The organism is Lentibacter sp. (assembly GCF_965658795.1).
Lineage (GTDB): Bacteria > Pseudomonadota > Alphaproteobacteria > Rhodobacterales > Rhodobacteraceae > Lentibacter.
Genome location: NZ_CBFHTG010000002.1, coordinates 238,677 through 240,073, shown reverse-complemented (window position 1 = coordinate 240,073; position 1,397 = coordinate 238,677). Strand labels below are relative to the sequence as shown.

The window sequence follows — 1,397 nt, the reverse complement described above, 5'->3', positions numbered from 1 at the left end:
CACGCACCAAGCGTAAAGTCTCCAAGAACATCGCCACAGGCGTGGCGCATGTGAATTCTTCATTCAACAACACGAAGATCCTGATCTCTGATGTTCAGGGCAATGCGATTGCATGGTCTTCTTCAGGCACGATGGGCTTCAAAGGCTCACGTAAGTCTACGCCCTATGCGGCGCAGATGGCGGCTGAAGATGCTGGCCGTAAGGCGCAAGAGCACGGCGTAAAGACGCTGGAAGTTGAAGTGCAGGGCCCAGGCTCTGGCCGTGAATCAGCGCTTCGCGCTCTCGCGGCAGCTGGCTTCAACATCACATCTATCCGTGATGTTACGCCAATGGCTCACAACGGCTGCCGCCCACCAAAGCGCCGCCGCGTATAAGCTTAAGTCTACCAATGAGGCTGCGCATCCTGCGCGGCCTCATCACGTCATTTTAGCCTCGGGCGCGTGTGTCTTAAGGACATGGGACAACACGCAGGAATGGAGGGACGCATGATCCACAAAAACTGGCAAGAGCTGATCAAGCCGACACAGCTTGAAGTGAAACCGGGCAATGACCCGTCACGTCAGGCCACACTGACGGCAGAGCCGCTGGAGCGTGGCTTCGGCCTTACGCTTGGCAACGCGCTGCGCCGTATTCTGATGAGCTCGCTGCAAGGCGCGGCCATCACATCTGTTCAGATCGACAATGTTCTGCACGAGTTCTCAAGTGTTGCTGGTGTACGTGAAGACGTCACCGACATCGTCTTGAACCTCAAAGGCGTGGCTGTTCGTATGGACGTGGAAGGCCCCAAGCGCCTGTCCGTCAATGCCAAAGGCCCAGGTGTTGTTACCGCTGGTGACATCTCCGACAGCGCAGGCATCGAGATCCTCAACCGTGACCATGTTATCTGCCACCTTGATGATGGCGCAGACCTGTACATGGAGCTGACTGTCAACACTGGCAAAGGCTACGTTGCGGCTGACAAAAACAAGCCGGAAGACGCGCCCATCGGCCTTATGCCGATCGATGCGATCTTCTCACCTGTCAAGCGCGTGAGCTACGATGTACAGCCCACACGTGAAGGTCAGGTTCTGGACTATGACAAACTCACAATGAAGATCGAAACTGACGGTTCGGTGACGCCGGATGACGCAATGGCTTACGCCGCGCGCATTCTGCAAGACCAGCTTTCAATCTTCGTGAACTTTGATGAGCCTGAGGCCGCTGGCCGTCAGGAAGAAGACGATGGCCTCGAGTTCAACCCGCTTCTCTTGAAGAAAGTGGACGAGCTGGAGCTGTCTGTTCGTTCGGCAAACTGCCTGAAGAACGACAACATCGTTTACATCGGCGATCTGATCCAGAAAACCGAAGCCGAAATGCTGCGCACGCCAAACTTTGGCCGCAAGTCGCTGAACGAGATC

The 1,397-nt window shown here is 55.8% G+C and carries 2 protein-coding genes; both read left to right on the top strand.

The window, feature by feature from the left end:
• Window positions 1-374 (top strand): 30S ribosomal protein S11 (rpsK, locus tag ACTG3X_RS02615; protein WP_439109674.1); only part of this gene is annotated, 374 nt, incomplete at its 5' end.
• A 111-nt stretch (window positions 375-485) separates the two neighbouring features.
• The coding region (locus ACTG3X_RS02610) for a DNA-directed RNA polymerase subunit alpha (protein ID WP_439109673.1) at window positions 486-1,397 on the top strand (912 nt) is incomplete at its 3' end.